Annotated in this window: 12 protein-coding genes; 8 read left to right on the forward strand and 4 right to left on the reverse strand. The window is 67.4% G+C overall.

Going from position 1 to position 14,526, the window contains the following annotated elements; genetic code table 11:
- Nucleotides 1-124: 124 nt before the first annotated feature.
- On the reverse strand, nucleotides 125-1,159 hold the full coding sequence (locus U5760_RS19815) for a DNA-3-methyladenine glycosylase (RefSeq protein WP_322013984.1): 1,035 nt from the start codon (nucleotides 1,157-1,159) through the stop codon (nucleotides 125-127).
- A gap of 46 nt (nucleotides 1,160-1,205) precedes the next feature.
- Nucleotides 1,206-2,603 (reverse strand): cysteine--tRNA ligase, encoded by a 1,398-nt coding sequence (cysS, locus tag U5760_RS19820; RefSeq protein ID WP_322013985.1) that lies wholly within the window; start codon nucleotides 2,601-2,603, stop codon nucleotides 1,206-1,208.
- A gap of 261 nt (nucleotides 2,604-2,864) precedes the next feature.
- On the opposite strand from cysS, the gene U5760_RS19825 reads away from it, so the two are divergent.
- From U5760_RS19825 to U5760_RS19840, 4 genes are all read left to right on the forward strand, one after another.
- Nucleotides 2,865-3,584 carry a tetratricopeptide repeat protein gene (locus tag U5760_RS19825; RefSeq protein WP_322013986.1) on the forward strand — a complete coding sequence of 240 codons (720 nt, stop codon included), beginning with the start codon at nucleotides 2,865-2,867 and terminating at the stop codon, nucleotides 3,582-3,584.
- 69 nt (nucleotides 3,585-3,653) lie between these two features.
- Entirely contained in the window at nucleotides 3,654-4,241 is a 588-nt protein-coding gene (locus U5760_RS19830) for a peptidylprolyl isomerase (protein WP_322013987.1), read from the forward strand.
- A gap of 129 nt (nucleotides 4,242-4,370) precedes the next feature.
- Nucleotides 4,371-4,865, forward strand: a complete 495-nt coding sequence (locus U5760_RS19835) for a peptidylprolyl isomerase (protein ID WP_322013988.1) — start codon at nucleotides 4,371-4,373, stop codon at nucleotides 4,863-4,865.
- A 37-nt stretch (nucleotides 4,866-4,902) separates the two neighbouring features.
- Entirely contained in the window at nucleotides 4,903-5,700 is a 798-nt protein-coding gene (locus tag U5760_RS19840; protein WP_322013989.1) for a UDP-2,3-diacylglucosamine diphosphatase, read from the forward strand.
- Between the two features lie 71 nt (nucleotides 5,701-5,771).
- On the opposite strand, the gene cysE is transcribed toward U5760_RS19840, so the two are convergent.
- Both cysE and U5760_RS19850 read right to left on the reverse strand, forming a co-directional pair.
- The gene (gene cysE, locus U5760_RS19845; RefSeq protein ID WP_322013990.1) at nucleotides 5,772-6,602 is read right to left on the reverse strand and encodes a serine O-acetyltransferase; all 831 of its coding nucleotides are present in this window, start codon (nucleotides 6,600-6,602) and stop codon (nucleotides 5,772-5,774) included.
- Between the two features lie 182 nt (nucleotides 6,603-6,784).
- Nucleotides 6,785-7,624 carry an RNA methyltransferase gene (locus tag U5760_RS19850; protein WP_322013991.1) on the reverse strand — a complete coding sequence of 280 codons (840 nt, stop codon included), beginning with the start codon at nucleotides 7,622-7,624 and terminating at the stop codon, nucleotides 6,785-6,787.
- A 381-nt stretch (nucleotides 7,625-8,005) separates the two neighbouring features.
- Between U5760_RS19850 and U5760_RS19855 the strand changes: the two genes are divergently transcribed.
- The 4 genes from U5760_RS19855 (at nucleotide 8,006) to U5760_RS19870 (ending at nucleotide 14,438) form a co-directional block, all read left to right on the forward strand.
- A complete protein-coding gene (locus U5760_RS19855; RefSeq protein WP_322013992.1) occupies nucleotides 8,006-8,803 on the forward strand; it encodes an inositol monophosphatase family protein in 798 nt (265 codons plus the stop codon).
- A gap of 156 nt (nucleotides 8,804-8,959) precedes the next feature.
- Complete coding sequence (gene lplT, locus U5760_RS19860; protein WP_322013993.1) at nucleotides 8,960-10,258, forward strand: lysophospholipid transporter LplT; 1,299 nt, start codon at nucleotides 8,960-8,962, stop codon at nucleotides 10,256-10,258.
- A 120-nt stretch (nucleotides 10,259-10,378) separates the two neighbouring features.
- Complete coding sequence (gene mutS, locus U5760_RS19865; protein WP_322013994.1) at nucleotides 10,379-13,081, forward strand: DNA mismatch repair protein MutS; 2,703 nt, start codon at nucleotides 10,379-10,381, stop codon at nucleotides 13,079-13,081.
- Nucleotides 13,047-14,438 carry a hypothetical protein gene (locus U5760_RS19870; RefSeq protein WP_322013995.1) on the forward strand — a complete coding sequence of 464 codons (1,392 nt, stop codon included), beginning with the start codon at nucleotides 13,047-13,049 and terminating at the stop codon, nucleotides 14,436-14,438. The genes mutS and U5760_RS19870 overlap by 35 nt, the downstream gene beginning before the upstream one ends.
- Nucleotides 14,439-14,526 lie beyond the last annotated feature (88 nt).

Genomic DNA, 14,526 nt, shown 5'->3' on the forward strand with positions numbered 1-14,526 from the left:
TCGACCGCACACACTCGATAGCCAAAGTCTCGGGCGACTTCGGGAGGCTCAAATAGGGGCAAAACCGGCGCGGCGCCCGCCCGGCGGCCCTCCGACGGGCCGCGGCGAACGCCGTCCGCGTCGTTCAGGCGGGCTCGAGGCTGCGCCACATGTACCAGGTCGCGACCGTGCGCCACGGCTCCCAGTTGGCGGCGACTTCGCGCGCCTCGCTGCGCGTGACCGGCTCGCCGCTGAAATAGTTGACGCTGATCGCGCGGATGAGGTCGAGGTCGTCGAGCGGCAGCACGTTCGGGCGCGCGAGATTGAAGATCAGGAACATCTCGGCGGTCCAGCGGCCGATGCCGCGGATCTGCGTGAGCTCCGCGATCACGGCTTCGTCGTCCATCGAGGTCCACTTGCCCACGTGCAGCGCACCGGAAACGAAGTGCTGCGCGAGATCGAGGATGTACTCCGTCTTGCGCTTCGAGAGCCCGCATGCAGCGAGCTTTTCATGGCCGAGCTTGAGGAACTGCTGCGGCACGAGCTTCGGGCACGCGTCTTCCACCTTCTGCCAGAGCGCCTGGGCCGCGGCCGTGGAAACCTGCTGGCCGACCACCGAGCGCGCGAGCGTGACGAACGGATCGTCGCGGCTCAGCAGATGCACGGGGCCGAACTTCGGAATCAGCTTCTTGAGGATGCGGTCGCGCTTGACGAGATCGGCGCAGGCACGCTCCCAGTAATCGGGACGCTGCACTTCGAGTTCGAGCGCGCCCGACGATGCCGCGGCGAGCTCCGCTGCATCGAGCGTGGCCGCGCCGTCGGGCTGCACCGCAGGCACGGCATGCAGCGTTTCTGCGTCGAGCGCGACGTGCACGCCGTTCGCCTTCATGCGCGCCGATTTCGCGCCTGCCTGCACGGCTGCCTGCACGGCTGCCTGCGTGGTTGCCCGCGCGGTTGCCCGTTTAGGCGCGGGTCTCGCCGCGCCATTGCCGTTCGTCACGCTTTGGGTCGACTTCGCGGCAGTGCGTTTGCCCGGCGCCGCCTTGCCGTCGAACCCGCTCTTTGCCGCCTTTGCAGCCTGCGCCGCAGCGGTGCCGCGCGCGGTGCGCTTGCCTGCCGCGCCCACCGCGCCCGTTAGCGACGCAGACCGCCTGGCCTGCGTCTTCGTGGCCATTGCCATCCTGCCTCCTGCCTCGCGAATCGATTAGTGGTTGGAACCCGCCGCTTCAGACGCGGCGCCACTCCGTCAATCCGCCCGGTTTGTCTTCGAGCGCGACACCGGCTTCGAGCAGCTCGGCCCGGATCCGGTCCGCCTCCGCATACTGCTTCGCCAGCTTGGCGGCAAGACGCGCGGCGATCTTCGCTTCGATCGCGCCGACGTCGAGCGCCCCGGCCTCGTCTGCACCCGCACCCTGCTGCAGGAACACGCGCGGCTCGCGCACGAGCAAGCCGATCACGCGCGCAAGACGCTGCAACTGGCGCGCGAGCACGGCATCGCGCGTGCGGTTCACCTCGGTGGCGAGTTCGAACAGCACGGCAATCGCCACCGGCGTGTTGAAGTCGTCGTTCATCGCCGTGCGAAAACGCTGCGCATACGGCTCGTTCCAGTCGAGCTCGCCCGCCTCGGGCGTCACGTCCTTGAGCGCCGTGTACAGACGCGTGAGCGCGTTGCGCGCATCGTCGAGGTGCACGTCGCTGTAATTTAGCGGCGAACGATAGTGTGCACGCGCCATAAAGAAGCGCACCACTTCCGCGTCGTACTTCGCGAGCACTTCGCGGATCGTGAAGAAGTTGCCGAGCGACTTCGACATCTTCTCGTTGTCGATATTCACGAACCCGTTGTGCATCCAGTAGTTGACGAACTTCTCGCCCGTCGCCCCTTCGCTCTGCGCAATTTCGTTCTCGTGGTGCGGAAACTGCAGGTCCTGGCCACCGCCGTGAATGTCGAAATGTTCGCCGAGCAATGTGCAACCCATGGCCGAGCATTCGATGTGCCAGCCCGGCCGGCCGCGTCCGTATTTCGAATCCCAGCCCGTGTCCGCGGGCTCTTGCGGTTTTGCCTGTTTCCACAGGACGAAGTCAAGCGGATCCTGCTTGGCATCGTTCGCCGCCACACGTTCGCCCGCGCGCAGGTCTTCGATCGACTTGCCCGAGAGCGCGCCATAGTTCGCGAACTTGCGCACGGCGTAGTTCACGTCGCCGTCCGAGCCCTGGTATGCATAGCCGTTGCGCTCGAGCGCGCCGATCATGTCGAGCATCTGCGGGATGTATTGCGTCGCGCGCGGCTCGTGGTCGGGGCGCGCGATGCCGAGCGCATCCGCGTCTTCGTGCAGTGCGTCGATGAAGCGGTCGGTGAGCGCCTTGATGGTCTCGCCGTTTTCCACGGCGCGCCGAATGATCTTGTCGTCGATGTCGGTGATGTTGCGCACGTAGGTCACGTTGTAGCCGAGCGCGCGCAGCCAGCGCTGCACGACGTCGAACACCACCATCACACGCGCGTGCCCCACGTGACAGTAGTCGTACACCGTCATGCCGCAGACGTACATGCGTACGACACCGGGCTCGAGCGGCACGAAAACTTGCTTGTCACGCGCGAGCGTGTTGTAGATGCGCAGTGCTTCCATAAAGACGGAGGATACGTGGGCCGAAGAAAATCCGCGACGGCGCCGATCGCGGCCGGGCGGTGCGTCGCACCGCGGCACTCAGGCTGCGATAGAGGCGGAGACGGCCACGAGTGGCGAAGACAGCCTGACATTTCACGCGGCGCGCCCGGACTCTGGAGAAACCTGCGGAAACCCACAGGACCGTGCCGGATCAAGCACGCGGCGAAAACGCACAGACCTTTTGTTAGAATGGCTCGGAGTATAACACCGCGACCTCACCCTATGAAACCTTCCAGCGGCCGCGCGCCTCGCGCTGCGACCCTTGCTGCGGCGGCGCTCGCAAGCGTTGCGCTCCTGTTCGGCGGCGCGCGCGCCGCGTTCGCATTGCCTCCCGCAACGACGGACGGCACGCCCGAGGCGGACACCGCCATCGCGCAGCACAACTGGGCGAGCGCGCTCGACGCGCTCGATGCGCGCATCAAGTCGAACCCGCGCGACGTGCAGGCGAAGTTCAAGCGCGCGACCATCCTCGCGCGCCTGAACCGCGACCAGGATGCGATCGAGGCCTTCACCGAACTCACGCAGGCCTACCCCGAACTGCCCGAGCCCTACAACAACCTCGCCGCGCTCTACGCGAAGGAAGGCCGCTACGACGACGCCCGCGCCGCGCTGGAGACGGCGGTGAAGGCGAACCCGTCCTACGGTCTCGCGTGGGAAAATCTCGGCGATCTGTATCTGCGCATGGCCGATGCGTCATATCGGCGCGCAACCGCGCTCGGCCACGCGAGCGGCGCCACGCAGCAGCGCCTCGCCGATCTCCAGAAGATCGTCTCGCCGCCCGCCTCGGCGAAGAAGCCGCGCGCCGCGCAGGCCGAAGCGGCAAGCGACACCGGCGCGGCCACGAGCATCAGCACCTCGCCCGTGATCAGCAATCCCGCGTTCCAGTTCGGCGGCCCTTCCGGGTCGCTCGCGATGCCGCCTTTCGTGGCGCCGTCGCAGTAAGCCGCGCCGCGCGAGGCCCGCGCGGCGCACGACGTTTTCCCGCTTGTTTTCGCTTTTCCGAGGATACTCATGAAATGGTTGATGTTGGCGCTCGGCAGCGCCGCCCTGATCGCGAACGCGCCCGCCTTTGCGCAATCGGCCTCCCCGTCGCAGGCCGCGCATCCGCAGGTGCTCTTCAAGACCAGTGAAGGCGACATTCGCGTCGAACTCTACCCCGAGAAAGCGCCGAAAACCGTGGACAACTTCCTCCAGTACGTGAAGTCCGGCCAGTACAGCGGCACGATCTTCCACCGCGTGATTCGCGGCTTCATGATCCAGGGCGGCGGCTACACCACGAGCTTCGTCGAGAAGCCCACGCGCGCGCCGATCCCGCTCGAAAGCAAGAACGGCCTGAAGAACATGACCGGCACGATCGCGATGGCGCGCACGAGCGACCCCGATTCGGCAACGGCGCAGTTCTTCATCAATACGGTGGATAACGCCGGCCTCGACTACCCGAATCCGGACGGCAACGGCTACGCCGTGTTCGGCAAGGTTGTCCAGGGCATGGACGTCGTGAAGAAGATCGAAGCGGCGCCCACCACCACGCGCGGCCCGATGTCCGACGTGCCGCAAAAGGAAATCGTGATCGAGTCGGCGAGCGTCGTCGGCAAGTAATCTACCTCTCGTCGCGCGGCGCGGCACCGTTACACGCGAGGGGCACGACCCCCGCCTCGTGACGGTGCCGCGCCGTCCTTCCCCCCTGCCCCGAAACACTCCGGGCACCCTCACGCAAAGGATTCCATCATGGTCGAACTGCATACGAACCACGGCGTCATCAAGCTCGAACTCAATGCCGAAAAGGCGCCCAAGACCGTCGCGAACTTTCTCGAGTACGTGAAGAAGGGCCACTACGACGGCACCGTGTTCCATCGCGTCATCGACGGCTTCATGATCCAGGGCGGCGGCTTCGAAGCCGGCATGAAACAAAAGCCCACCGACGCCACCATCGAAAACGAAGCGAATAACGGTCTGAAGAACGAGCGCGGCTCGATCGCGATGGCCCGCACCAACGACCCGCATTCGGCGAGCGCCCAGTTCTTCATCAACGTCGCCGACAACGACTTCCTGAACCACACCTCGCCCACGCCGCAGGGCTGGGGTTATGCCGTGTTCGGCAAGGTGGTCGACGGCCTCGACGTCGTGGACAAGATCAAGAAGGTCCGCACGGGTTCGAAGGGCTTCCATCAGGACGTGCCGATGGACGACGTCGTGATCGAGAAGGCCGTCGTCGTCGAGTAACCGTAACGACTCACATCACGGGACGCGCGCTTCATTCATGCTGCAGGAAAAGGCACTTCGACACGCCGCTGCGGGCGTGCCCGGCGAGGGCAAACGCCCTCACGCGGCACGCCCGTTTCTGTTCATCTCGGACCTGCACCTGAACGAGCGCTGCCCGCGCACGGTCGCCGCGTTCGAGCATTTCATCCGCGTCACCGCCGATCAGGCGGACTCGGTGTTCATACTCGGCGACCTCTTCGAATACTGGATCGGCGACGACACGCTCGCCGATCCGTTCGCCGCGCGCATGGCCGCGCTGATGCACACGCTCTCCGAGCGCGGCATCGCGCTCTACATCATGCACGGCAACCGCGACTTCCTGATGGGCAAGCGCTTCATGAAGGCGGCGGGCGCAATCTGGCTGCCCGACCCCATCGCGATCACGGCGTTCGGCACGCGCATCGCGCTCGCGCACGGCGACGCCCTTTGCACCGACGACCGCGGCTATCAGCTCTTTCGCAAGGTGGCGCGCAACCGGGCCGCGCAGCTGCTGTTTCTCGCATGGCCGTACCGCTGGCGTCACGCGCTCGCGGAAAACGTGCGCCACAAGAGCGAGCAGCGCCGCGAAGGCCCGTATCTGCCGCACTACGACGTGACGGCGCGCGGCGTTGCCGCACTCTTCAAGCGCAGCCGCGCCGGCACCCTCATTCACGGACACACGCACCGCCCTGCCCGCCACCAGGAGCCCGGCGGCACGCGCTGGGTGCTGCCGGACTGGGACCTCGATCACGGCAAGCCGCGCGGCGGCTATCTGCGGATCGACGCGGAAGGGTTCAGGATGTTGCCGCTCGACTGAGCGCGATTGAGCGCGACTGAGCAGATTCTTTGCTTCGTCGCGAACGGCGCGAATGACGCGAGGCAAGCGCCTTAAATGCGCGCGTGCTCCATCTCGTTGCGATTCGCCTGGCCGCTTTCGCGCGCGGCCATTTCACCCTCCAGACTCGCGGACAGGCGGCGCAGATCGACCAGCGCCGCATCGGCGCCGTGCAGCGCTTCGAGCCGCGTGCCCAGCTTCTCCAGCGCCTCGACGATCGCATCGACACGCTGCGTCTGCCGCGACGCGTGATCGATCAGGCCGTGAATCGCGAGCGAAACGGGATCGTCGGCATTCGGCGTGATGCCGTAGGCGCAGAACGCTTCGCGGGCCGGCTTGTCCTTCGCCTGCGGCTGTGCAGCGGTCTTCGCCGGCGCAACGATCCTTGCCGGATTGCCCACCGCCGTCGCGCCCGCGGGCACCGGCTTCACGACCACGGCATTCGAGCCGATCTTGGCCTGCGCGCCCACGGTGAACCCGCCCAGTACCTTCGCGCCCGCCCCGACGATCACGCCGGGCCCAAGCGTCGGGTGGCGTTTCGCGCCGCGCGTGAGCGACGTGCCGCCGAGCGTCACGCCCTGGTAGATCGTGCAGTCGTCGCCCACCTCGGCGGTTTCGCCGATCACGACGCCCATGCCGTGGTCGATGAAAACGCGCCGGCCGAGCGTCGCGCCCGGGTGGATCTCGATGCCGGTCAGAAAGCGCGCGACCTGCGAAATGTAGCGCGCGAGCCAGCGCCGCTTCGCGCGCCAGCAGGCGTGCGCGAAGCGATGCAGCACAAGCGCGTGCAGGCCCGGATAACAGGTCAGCACCTCCCACGCGCTGCGGGCGGCGGGATCGCGCTCGCGGATCGTGGCAATGTCTTCGCGAAGTCTCTTGAACATGGGGCTCACGCTGTCATGGGGAGGGCTGCGTGCCTGTAACTCGCCTCCCCCGGCGGGAAAGCGTTAAGCACGCGCGCTGATTTGCTTATGATGTGCGATCGATTGTAGGCGATGCGCGGGCGGGCGCCCGGATGCCCCCGATGGCGTCAAGGTCGGGGCCTCGCACTCCGACCCACGCCATCTCAGTGGCTGCCGTCCTTGCCCTTGAGCAGAAGGATATGTTTGGCGATGCCGCGCACGATGTTGACCTCCTCGCGTTCGAGCCCCGAGCGCGCGAAGAGCCGCCGCAGCCGCGACATCAGCTTCTTAGGATTCGCCGGATCGAGAAAGTCGAGCGCGATCAGCGCGTTTTCGAGGTGGACGTACATGCGCTCGATGTCGTCGCTCGTGGCAAGCGGCGAGACCACCGCAGCGACCTCGGCGGCGGCGCCCGAAGCGGGCGGCGGCGTGCCCGCGTCGGCCCCGGCGAGATAGGCGAGGCGCAACTCGTAGGCGAGCACCTGCACGGCCTGCGCCAGATTCAGCGAGCTGTACGCGGGATTGGCGGGAATATGCGCGAGCGCGCTGCAGCGCTCGACGTCGTCGTTCGACAGGCCCGTGCGCTCGTTGCCGAACACGAGCGCGATGTCGCCATGCGTCGAAACCTGCCGGCAGGCGTCGCGCACCGCCTCGCGCGGCGTGCCGGGCGGCGGTCCGTACTCGCGGGTGCGCGCGGTCAGCGCGAGCGACCATTGCGTGCCGGTCAGCGCGTCGGCCAGCGTCGGCACGATGTGGGCGCCGGACAGCACGTCGTCGGCGCCGCTCGCCATGGCGATGGCCTCGGGGTCGCGATGCACCTGAGCGATGCGCGGCGCCACCAGCACGAGCCGCGAGAAGCCCATCGTCTTGAGCGCGCGCGCCGCCGCACCGACATTGCCGGGATGGCTCGGCTCGACGAGCACGAAACGCGTGGAGGTAAAACCGCCGCGCAGCGGCTCGTGAGCGTCGCCGCCCGCGGCGGCGTGAAGATCGGGGTGCACCAAGATGAGTCTCGAACGACAGCGAAAGGAAAGCCGTATCTTAGCGCGGGAGGCCCTGGGCCTGGGCCGGCGCACAGGCCGACCCCTGCGCCGGATCGCGACCGATCCGGCGTTCGGGACGCTTCTCACGCCCCCTGCGCCACGCCGCCAGCAACAGGAGCCCGGACTCGGGTAAAATACGCGAATTCGCGCGCGGTTGCGCCCGGGGTGCCTTGCGGCCCGCCCTGCCCCGCGCCCCGCTCTTATTCAATTCGTCTCCGTTGGCGGGACAGGTTGGGCTCGCAGCATCGCGCTGCCGCACCCTGTCCATCGTCGGACGCTTTTCTTTTCTGCAGCCCGGCTCGCCGCGTCACACGCGAGCGCCGGATAAAAAGGATCAGGCTCATGCATCCCATGCTCAACATCGCTGTCAAGGCCGCGCGCCGCGCCGGACAGATCATCAACCGCGCGTCGCTCGACCTCGACCTCGTGCAGGTCTCGAAGAAGCAGCACAACGATTTCGTCACGGAGGTCGACAAGGCATCGGAAGCGGCCATCATCGACACGCTGAAGACCGCCTACCCCGATCACGCCATCCTCGCCGAAGAATCGGGCCTCTCGGAGAACGAATCCGAATATCAGTGGATCATCGATCCGCTCGACGGCACCACCAACTTCATTCACGGCTTCCAGTACTACTGCGTCTCGATCGCGCTCGCGCACAAGGGCATCGTGACCCAGGCCGTGGTGTACGACCCGACGCGCAACGACCTCTTCACCGCCTCGCGCGGCCGCGGCGCGTTCCTGAACGATCGCCGCATCCGCGTGGGCCGCCGCGACCGCCTCGCCGACTCGCTGATCGGCACGGGCTTCCCGTTCCGCGAAAAAGACGGCCTCGAGCGCTACACCGAGCTCTTCGCCGAAATGACGCACGCCTGCGCGGGCCTGCGCCGCCCGGGCGCGGCCGCGCTCGATCTGGCGAACGTCGCGGCCGGCCGCATGGACGGCTTCTTCGAGCAGGGCCTCAATCCGTGGGACGTCGCGGCAGGCGGCCTGCTCGTGACCGAAGCGGGCGGCCTGATCGGCAACTACACGGGCGACTCGGATTTCCTCCACGTGGGCGAAGTGGTGGCGGGCAACCCCAAGGTGTACGCGCAAATGGTGCCGATCCTTTCGAAGTACACGCACATCAACGCGGCCTGAGGAAACAGGAAGCGAAACAGGACCGGCCCTGAACGGGACTCGACGCGTGCGGCCCAGCCCCATGCGGCCTGTGCGCGGTCCCGCGCAATCGAGCGGCTTCGGCCGCTTTTTTGTTTCGCCCTGCTTGTTATCCATTCGCCACCACGAACGCATCCGATGAAAAAGGGCTTCTACACGATCATCGCAGCGCAGTTCGTCTCGTCGCTTGCCGACAACGCGCTGCTGATCGCGGCGATCGCGCTCCTCACGGTGATCGCCTCGCCCGCCTGGGTCACGCCGCTCCTGCAGATCTTCTTCACGGTGTCTTATGTGGTGCTCGCGCCGTTCGTCGGCGCCTTCGCCGACGCCCTGCAAAAGCGCCACGTCATGTTCGCCTCGAACGCGCTCAAGGCGGGGGGCTGCCTGCTCATGATCGCGGGCGTGCACCCCATGATCGCCTATGGCGTGGTGGGCTTCGGCGCGGCGGCGTACTCGCCGGCAAAGTACGGAATCCTCACTGAACTGCTGCCGCCCGAGAAGCTCATCATGGCGAACGCGTGGCTCGAATCGGCCACGGTGCTTTCCACCATCGTCGGCACGATGCTCGGCGGCGCGCTCGTGAGCACCTACGCCGATCGCTTCGTCGCGCACCACGCCCTGCCGCTCATTCACTCGTCGGCCGACCTCGCGATGCTCGCGGTGATGGTGACCTATGCGATCGCCGCCCTCATCAACTTCGGCATTCCCGACACCGGCGCGCGCTACGAGAACCGTCTGAAAGCGCCCCGGCGGCTCGTGACCGACTTCGTGCGCTGTTTCAACGTGCTATGGGCCGACAAGCTCGCGCAGATCGCCCTGTGGGTCACGACGCTCATGTGGGGCGCGGCCGTCACGCTGCAACTGCTGGTGCTCAAATGGGCCGACGCGAATCTCGGCCTCTCGCTCTCGAAGGCAGCCGTGATGCAAGGCGTGACGGGGCTCGGCATCGCGCTCGGCGCGGGCGCGGCGGCCGCGTGGGTGTCGCTGCGCGCGTCGCTGCGGGTGCTGCCCGTGGGCGTGCTGTGCGGCGTCGTGGCAGTGGCGATGGCGTTCTACCACAAGGGCCTGTTCCCGGCAGGCGAAGGCGTGCGCTTCGGCCACTTCATCCTGCCCTTCTATCTGCTGTTCGCGTATCCGCTGATGGTGCTGCTCGGCACGCTCGCCGGCTTCTTCATCGTGCCGATGAACGCGCTCCTGCAGCACCGCGGCGCGACGCTGCTTTCCGCGGGGCACTCGATCGCGGTGCAGAATTTCAACCAGAACCTCGCCGTGCTGCTGATGCTCGGCGCCTATGCACTGCTGCTCACAGCAAAGATGCCGGTGCAGTGGATCATCGTCGTGTTCGGCACGTTCATCGCCGCGATGATCGCACTCGCCATGCGGCGCAGCGCCGCGAACGCGCGCAAGGTGGACCTGCGCGCGCTCGTGGACGAGTGAGCGCGCGGGTGGTTCACGCTGTCCGTCAGCATCGGCCGTCCGCACTGGCCGTTCGGCCAGGTTTACATGCCCCCGGCGCGGGTTAAACTCACGCCCTGAACCTTAAGCAAGACTCCGAGGATGGCTACACATACCGAAGGCGACATCGCGCAACATACGCCGATGATGCGCCAATACCTCAGCATCAAGGCCGAACACCCGGGCACGCTCGTGTTCTACCGGATGGGCGACTTCTACGAGCTCTTCTTCGACGACGCCGAAAAGGCCGCGCGCCTGCTCGACCTCACGCTCACGCAGCGCGGCGCTTCGGCGGGCACGCCAATCAAGATGGCCGGCGTGCCGCACCACGCCCTGGAGCAATACCTCGCGAAGCTCGTGAAGCTCGGCGAGTCGGTGGCGATCTGCGAGCAGATCGGCGACCCGGCCACCTCGAAAGGGCCGGTCGAGCGCAAGGTCGTGCGCGTGGTCACGCCGGGCACGCTCACCGACGCGGCCCTGCTCTCCGACAAGAACGACGTCTATCTGATGGCCGTCTGCCCGGGCCACAACCGGCGCGGCGTGGCGGTGAACGTGGGCCTCGCGTGGCTCAATCTCGCGAGCGGCGCGCTGCGCCTCGCAGAGGTCGCACCGGAGCAGGTCGCAGCCGCCTTCGAGCGTATTCGCCCCGCGGAAATTCTCGTGGCCGAACTGCCCGCGGAATCGGCGGGCTGGGCACCGCCCGCCGCATCCGGGTCGAACCCGGGCGCGCTCACGCGCGTGCCGGCGTGGCACTTCGACGTCACTTCGGGCAAGCAGCGCCTGTGCGACCAGCTCGACGTGGCGAGTCTCGACGGTTTCGGCGCGCAGGCGCTTACGAGCGCGTGCGGCGCCGCAGGCGCCCTGCTGCTCTACGCGGCGGCCACGCAAGGCCAGCAGTTGCGCCACGTGCGCAGCCTGAGAGTGGAAGTCGAGTCGGAATACATCGGCCTCGACCCCGCCACGCGGCGCAATCTCGAACTCACGGAAACGCTGCGCGGCACCGAATCGCCCACGCTCTGCTCGCTGCTCGACACCTGCAGTACGGCGATGGGCAGCCGCCTGCTGCGCCACTGGCTCCATCATCCGCCGCGCAACGCGTCGATCGCGCAACTGCGCCAGCAGGCTATCGGCGCGCTGCTCGAAGCACCACCGCCCGCCAGTGTCGATGCGCTGCGCGCCACGCTGCGCCAGATCGCCGACGTCGAGCGCATCACCGGCCGGCTCGCGCTGCTCTCGGCGCGTCCGCGCGATCTGTCGAGCCTGCGCGACACCTTCGCGGCCCTGCCCGCCCTGCGCGAGCAGGTTGCAGCGGCCGCCGCCGTTTCCAGCACCGGTGCCAGCGCCGCGCTCTCGCTCGTGCATATCGCCGAAGCGCTGGAGCCGCCCGCCGGCTGCGCCGACCTGCTGCAACGCGCCGTGGCGCCCGAACCCGCCGCGATGGTGCGCGACGGCGGCGTGATCGCACGCGGCTACGACGCCGAGCTCGACGAGCTGCGCGACATGTCGGAGAACTGCGGCCAGTTCCTGCTCGACCTCGAAACCCGCGAGCGCACGCGCACCGGCATCGGCAATCTGCGCGTGGAATACAACAAGGTCCACGGCTTCTATATTGAAGTCACGCGCGGCCAGACCGACAAGGTGCCCGACGACTATCGCCGCCGGCAGACGCTCAAGAACGCGGAACGCTACATCACGCCCGAACTGAAGACGTTCGAAGACAAGGCGCTCTCCGCCCAGGAGCGTGCGCTCTCGCGCGAGAAGGCGCTCTACGACACGCTGCTGCAATCGCTTCTGCCGTTCATTGCGGACTGCCAGCGCGTCGCCGCGGCGCTCGCCGAGCTCGATCTGCTTGCCGCGTTTGCGGAGCGCGCCCGTGCGCTCGACTGGAGCGCACCCGAGTTTTCGGAGGCGCCCGGCATCGAGATCGAACAAGGCCGCCATCCGGTCGTGGAGGCGCAGGTCGAGCAGTTCATCGCGAACGACTGCACGCTCACCGCCGATCGCAAGCTGCTTCTCATCACCGGCCCGAACATGGGCGGTAAGTCCACATTCATGCGCCAGACCGCGTTGATCGCGCTGCTCGCCTACGTGGGCAGCTACGTGCCCGCGAAGCGCGCGCGCTTTGGCCCGATCGACCGTATCTTCACGCGTATCGGCGCCGCCGACGATCTCGCCGGCGGCCGCTCGACCTTCATGGTCGAGATGACCGAAGCGGCCGCGATCCTCAACGATGCGACACCGCAGAGTCTCGTGCTGATGGACGAGATCGGGCGCGGCACCTCGACGTTCGACGGGCTCGCGCTCGCATGGGCCATCGCGCGCCATCTGCTCGCAAGCAACGGCTGCCATACGCTCTTTGCCACGCACTACTTCGAGCTGACGCAATTGCCCGCGGAATTCCCGCAGGCGGCGAACGTGCATCTTTCGGCGGTCGAGCATGGCCATGGCATCGTGTTCCTGCACGCCGTGCAGGAAGGTCCGGCCAACCAGAGCTACGGGCTGCAGGTGGCCCAGCTTGCAGGCGTACCGGCGCCCGTGATTCGCGCGGCCCGCAAGCATCTCGTCTATCTCGAGCAGCTCTCGGCAGGCCAGCCCACGCCGCAGCTCGATCTGTTCGCCGCATCGCTCGCCGACGACGACGCCACGCTCGAGGCAGAAGAGGCGCCCAGCCCGCAGGATCCTTCGGCCGCGCTCGTGGCCGAACGGCTGCGCGCGCTCGACCCGAACGAGTTGCGTCCGCGCGAGGCGCTCGATCTGCTGTACGAACTGCATGAGCTGGCCACGGCGCCGGACGCGAAGCACTGAGCGTCGCAGCACGACGCCTGGACCGGCGCCGCGGGCCGCGCGCCGGGGCGGCGGCGCATCGCGTTGCCGCCGGACCTGGCTCGGCCTCGCGGCGGCCTGCGTCTTTACGCTGCCGTTGGGGCTATCGGCGCTGTGGGCGCCGGTTGCACACGCGCAAACGCCGCGCTACGCGTTTGCGGTCATCGCGAACGTCGTCACGTCACAAGCCGACGAACCCGCGGCGCAACGCCTCATCGACGCCATTGGCCGCGATCCGCAAAACGCATTCGTGGTGTACGACGGCAACCTCAAGGGCAGCAGCGAGACCTGCTCGGACTCGCTCTACGATCGCCGCCGCACGCTGCTCGAAGCCTCGCGCCCGGCGCTTGTCTTCGTGCCGGGCCAGCGCGACTGGGCCAGTTGCGGGGCGAACGGTTCGGGCGCGTGGGACCCGGTCGAACGTCTCGACCTGCTACGCCAGACGTTCTTCTCCGATCCCTCCACACTCGGCCAGAATCCGTTCACGCTCACGCGCGAAAGCGAGGTCTCGCGATTCCGGCCTTACCGTGAAAACGTGCGCTGGCAACTGGGCGACACGGTATTCGTCGCGCTCAACGTGCCCGATGGCAACAACCACTATCTGAACGCGGGCGGACGCAACGGCGAGTTCGAAGACCGCGTGATCGCCAACGGCTTCTGGCTCGAACACGCCGCCGAATATGCAAAACGCCGCAACGCGCGCGCGATCGTCATCTTCATCGAAGCCGACCCGTTCGCCGAGCGCGAGGAGCGGTCCGACCGCTTCGCCTGGCTGCGCTTCGGGCATCGTCCGCGCGATGGGTATCTCGAATTCAAACGCAGCCTCGTGAAGCTGGCCGATACATTCCGCGGTCCCGTCGTGCTCGTGCACACCGCCGACGAGAAGCTTGCGCACGGCTTCGCGATCGATCAGCCGCTGCGCAACGACAAGGGAGCGAGGATTGCGAACGTCACGCGCATCGAAGTCGCGTTGCGCGAGCCGCTCATCCAGTGGTTGCAGATCGATGCCGACATGACGCGCCGCACGCCGCTGCGCGTGAGCATGCGCGACGTCCCGAAGCACCTGCCGCTGTTGCCGCCGACGCTGCCGCCGCTCTTGCCGGACAGCAGCGAACCCGGACCCGAAACGCCCGCGATGCCCGAGGTGTCGTCGATGCCCGATGTCACGGAAATTCCCGGCATGCCGCAGGCACCGGACGTAGAGCCAGAAGCCGGAGCGTCGGCGGCCAGCGGCACAGCGCCTGCCCCGATGCCCGCGCCGCAGCCGGGCGTGCCGAATCCTCCGGATGCCTCGCCCGCTCTGCAGCCCTCGGTCAAGCCCATGCCCTGGAATCAGTAGGTCGCCGAAGGGCGCGGGCAACACGCCGCGCCTGGCGTCCGGCACGCCGGCGGAGAACTTGCACCCGCCGGCGCCGGAGATCGATAAA

The organism is Paraburkholderia sp. J12 (assembly GCF_905220215.1).
Classification (GTDB): Bacteria; Pseudomonadota; Gammaproteobacteria; order Burkholderiales; family Burkholderiaceae; genus Paraburkholderia.

Bases quoted from the DNA above. Each gene is read 5' to 3' on its own strand.
- U5760_RS19815 (WP_322013984.1), bottom strand. From the start codon at position 1,159: ATGGCAATGGCCACGAAGACGCAGGCCAGGCGGTCTGCGTCGCTAACG.
- cysS (WP_322013985.1), bottom strand. From the start codon at position 2,603: ATGGAAGCACTGCGCATCTACAACACGCTCGCGCGTGACAAGCAAGTT.
- U5760_RS19825 (WP_322013986.1), top strand. From the start codon at position 2,865: ATGAAACCTTCCAGCGGCCGCGCGCCTCGCGCTGCGACCCTTGCTGCG.
- U5760_RS19830 (WP_322013987.1), top strand. From the start codon at position 3,654: ATGAAATGGTTGATGTTGGCGCTCGGCAGCGCCGCCCTGATCGCGAAC.
- U5760_RS19835 (WP_322013988.1), top strand. From the start codon at position 4,371: ATGGTCGAACTGCATACGAACCACGGCGTCATCAAGCTCGAACTCAAT.
- U5760_RS19840 (WP_322013989.1), top strand. From the start codon at position 4,903: ATGCTGCAGGAAAAGGCACTTCGACACGCCGCTGCGGGCGTGCCCGGC.
- cysE (WP_322013990.1), bottom strand. From the start codon at position 6,602: ATGTTCAAGAGACTTCGCGAAGACATTGCCACGATCCGCGAGCGCGAT.
- U5760_RS19855 (WP_322013992.1), top strand. From the start codon at position 8,006: ATGCATCCCATGCTCAACATCGCTGTCAAGGCCGCGCGCCGCGCCGGA.
- lplT (WP_322013993.1), top strand. From the start codon at position 8,960: ATGAAAAAGGGCTTCTACACGATCATCGCAGCGCAGTTCGTCTCGTCG.
- mutS (WP_322013994.1), top strand. From the start codon at position 10,379: ATGGCTACACATACCGAAGGCGACATCGCGCAACATACGCCGATGATG.
- U5760_RS19870 (WP_322013995.1), top strand. From the start codon at position 13,047: ATGAGCTGGCCACGGCGCCGGACGCGAAGCACTGAGCGTCGCAGCACG.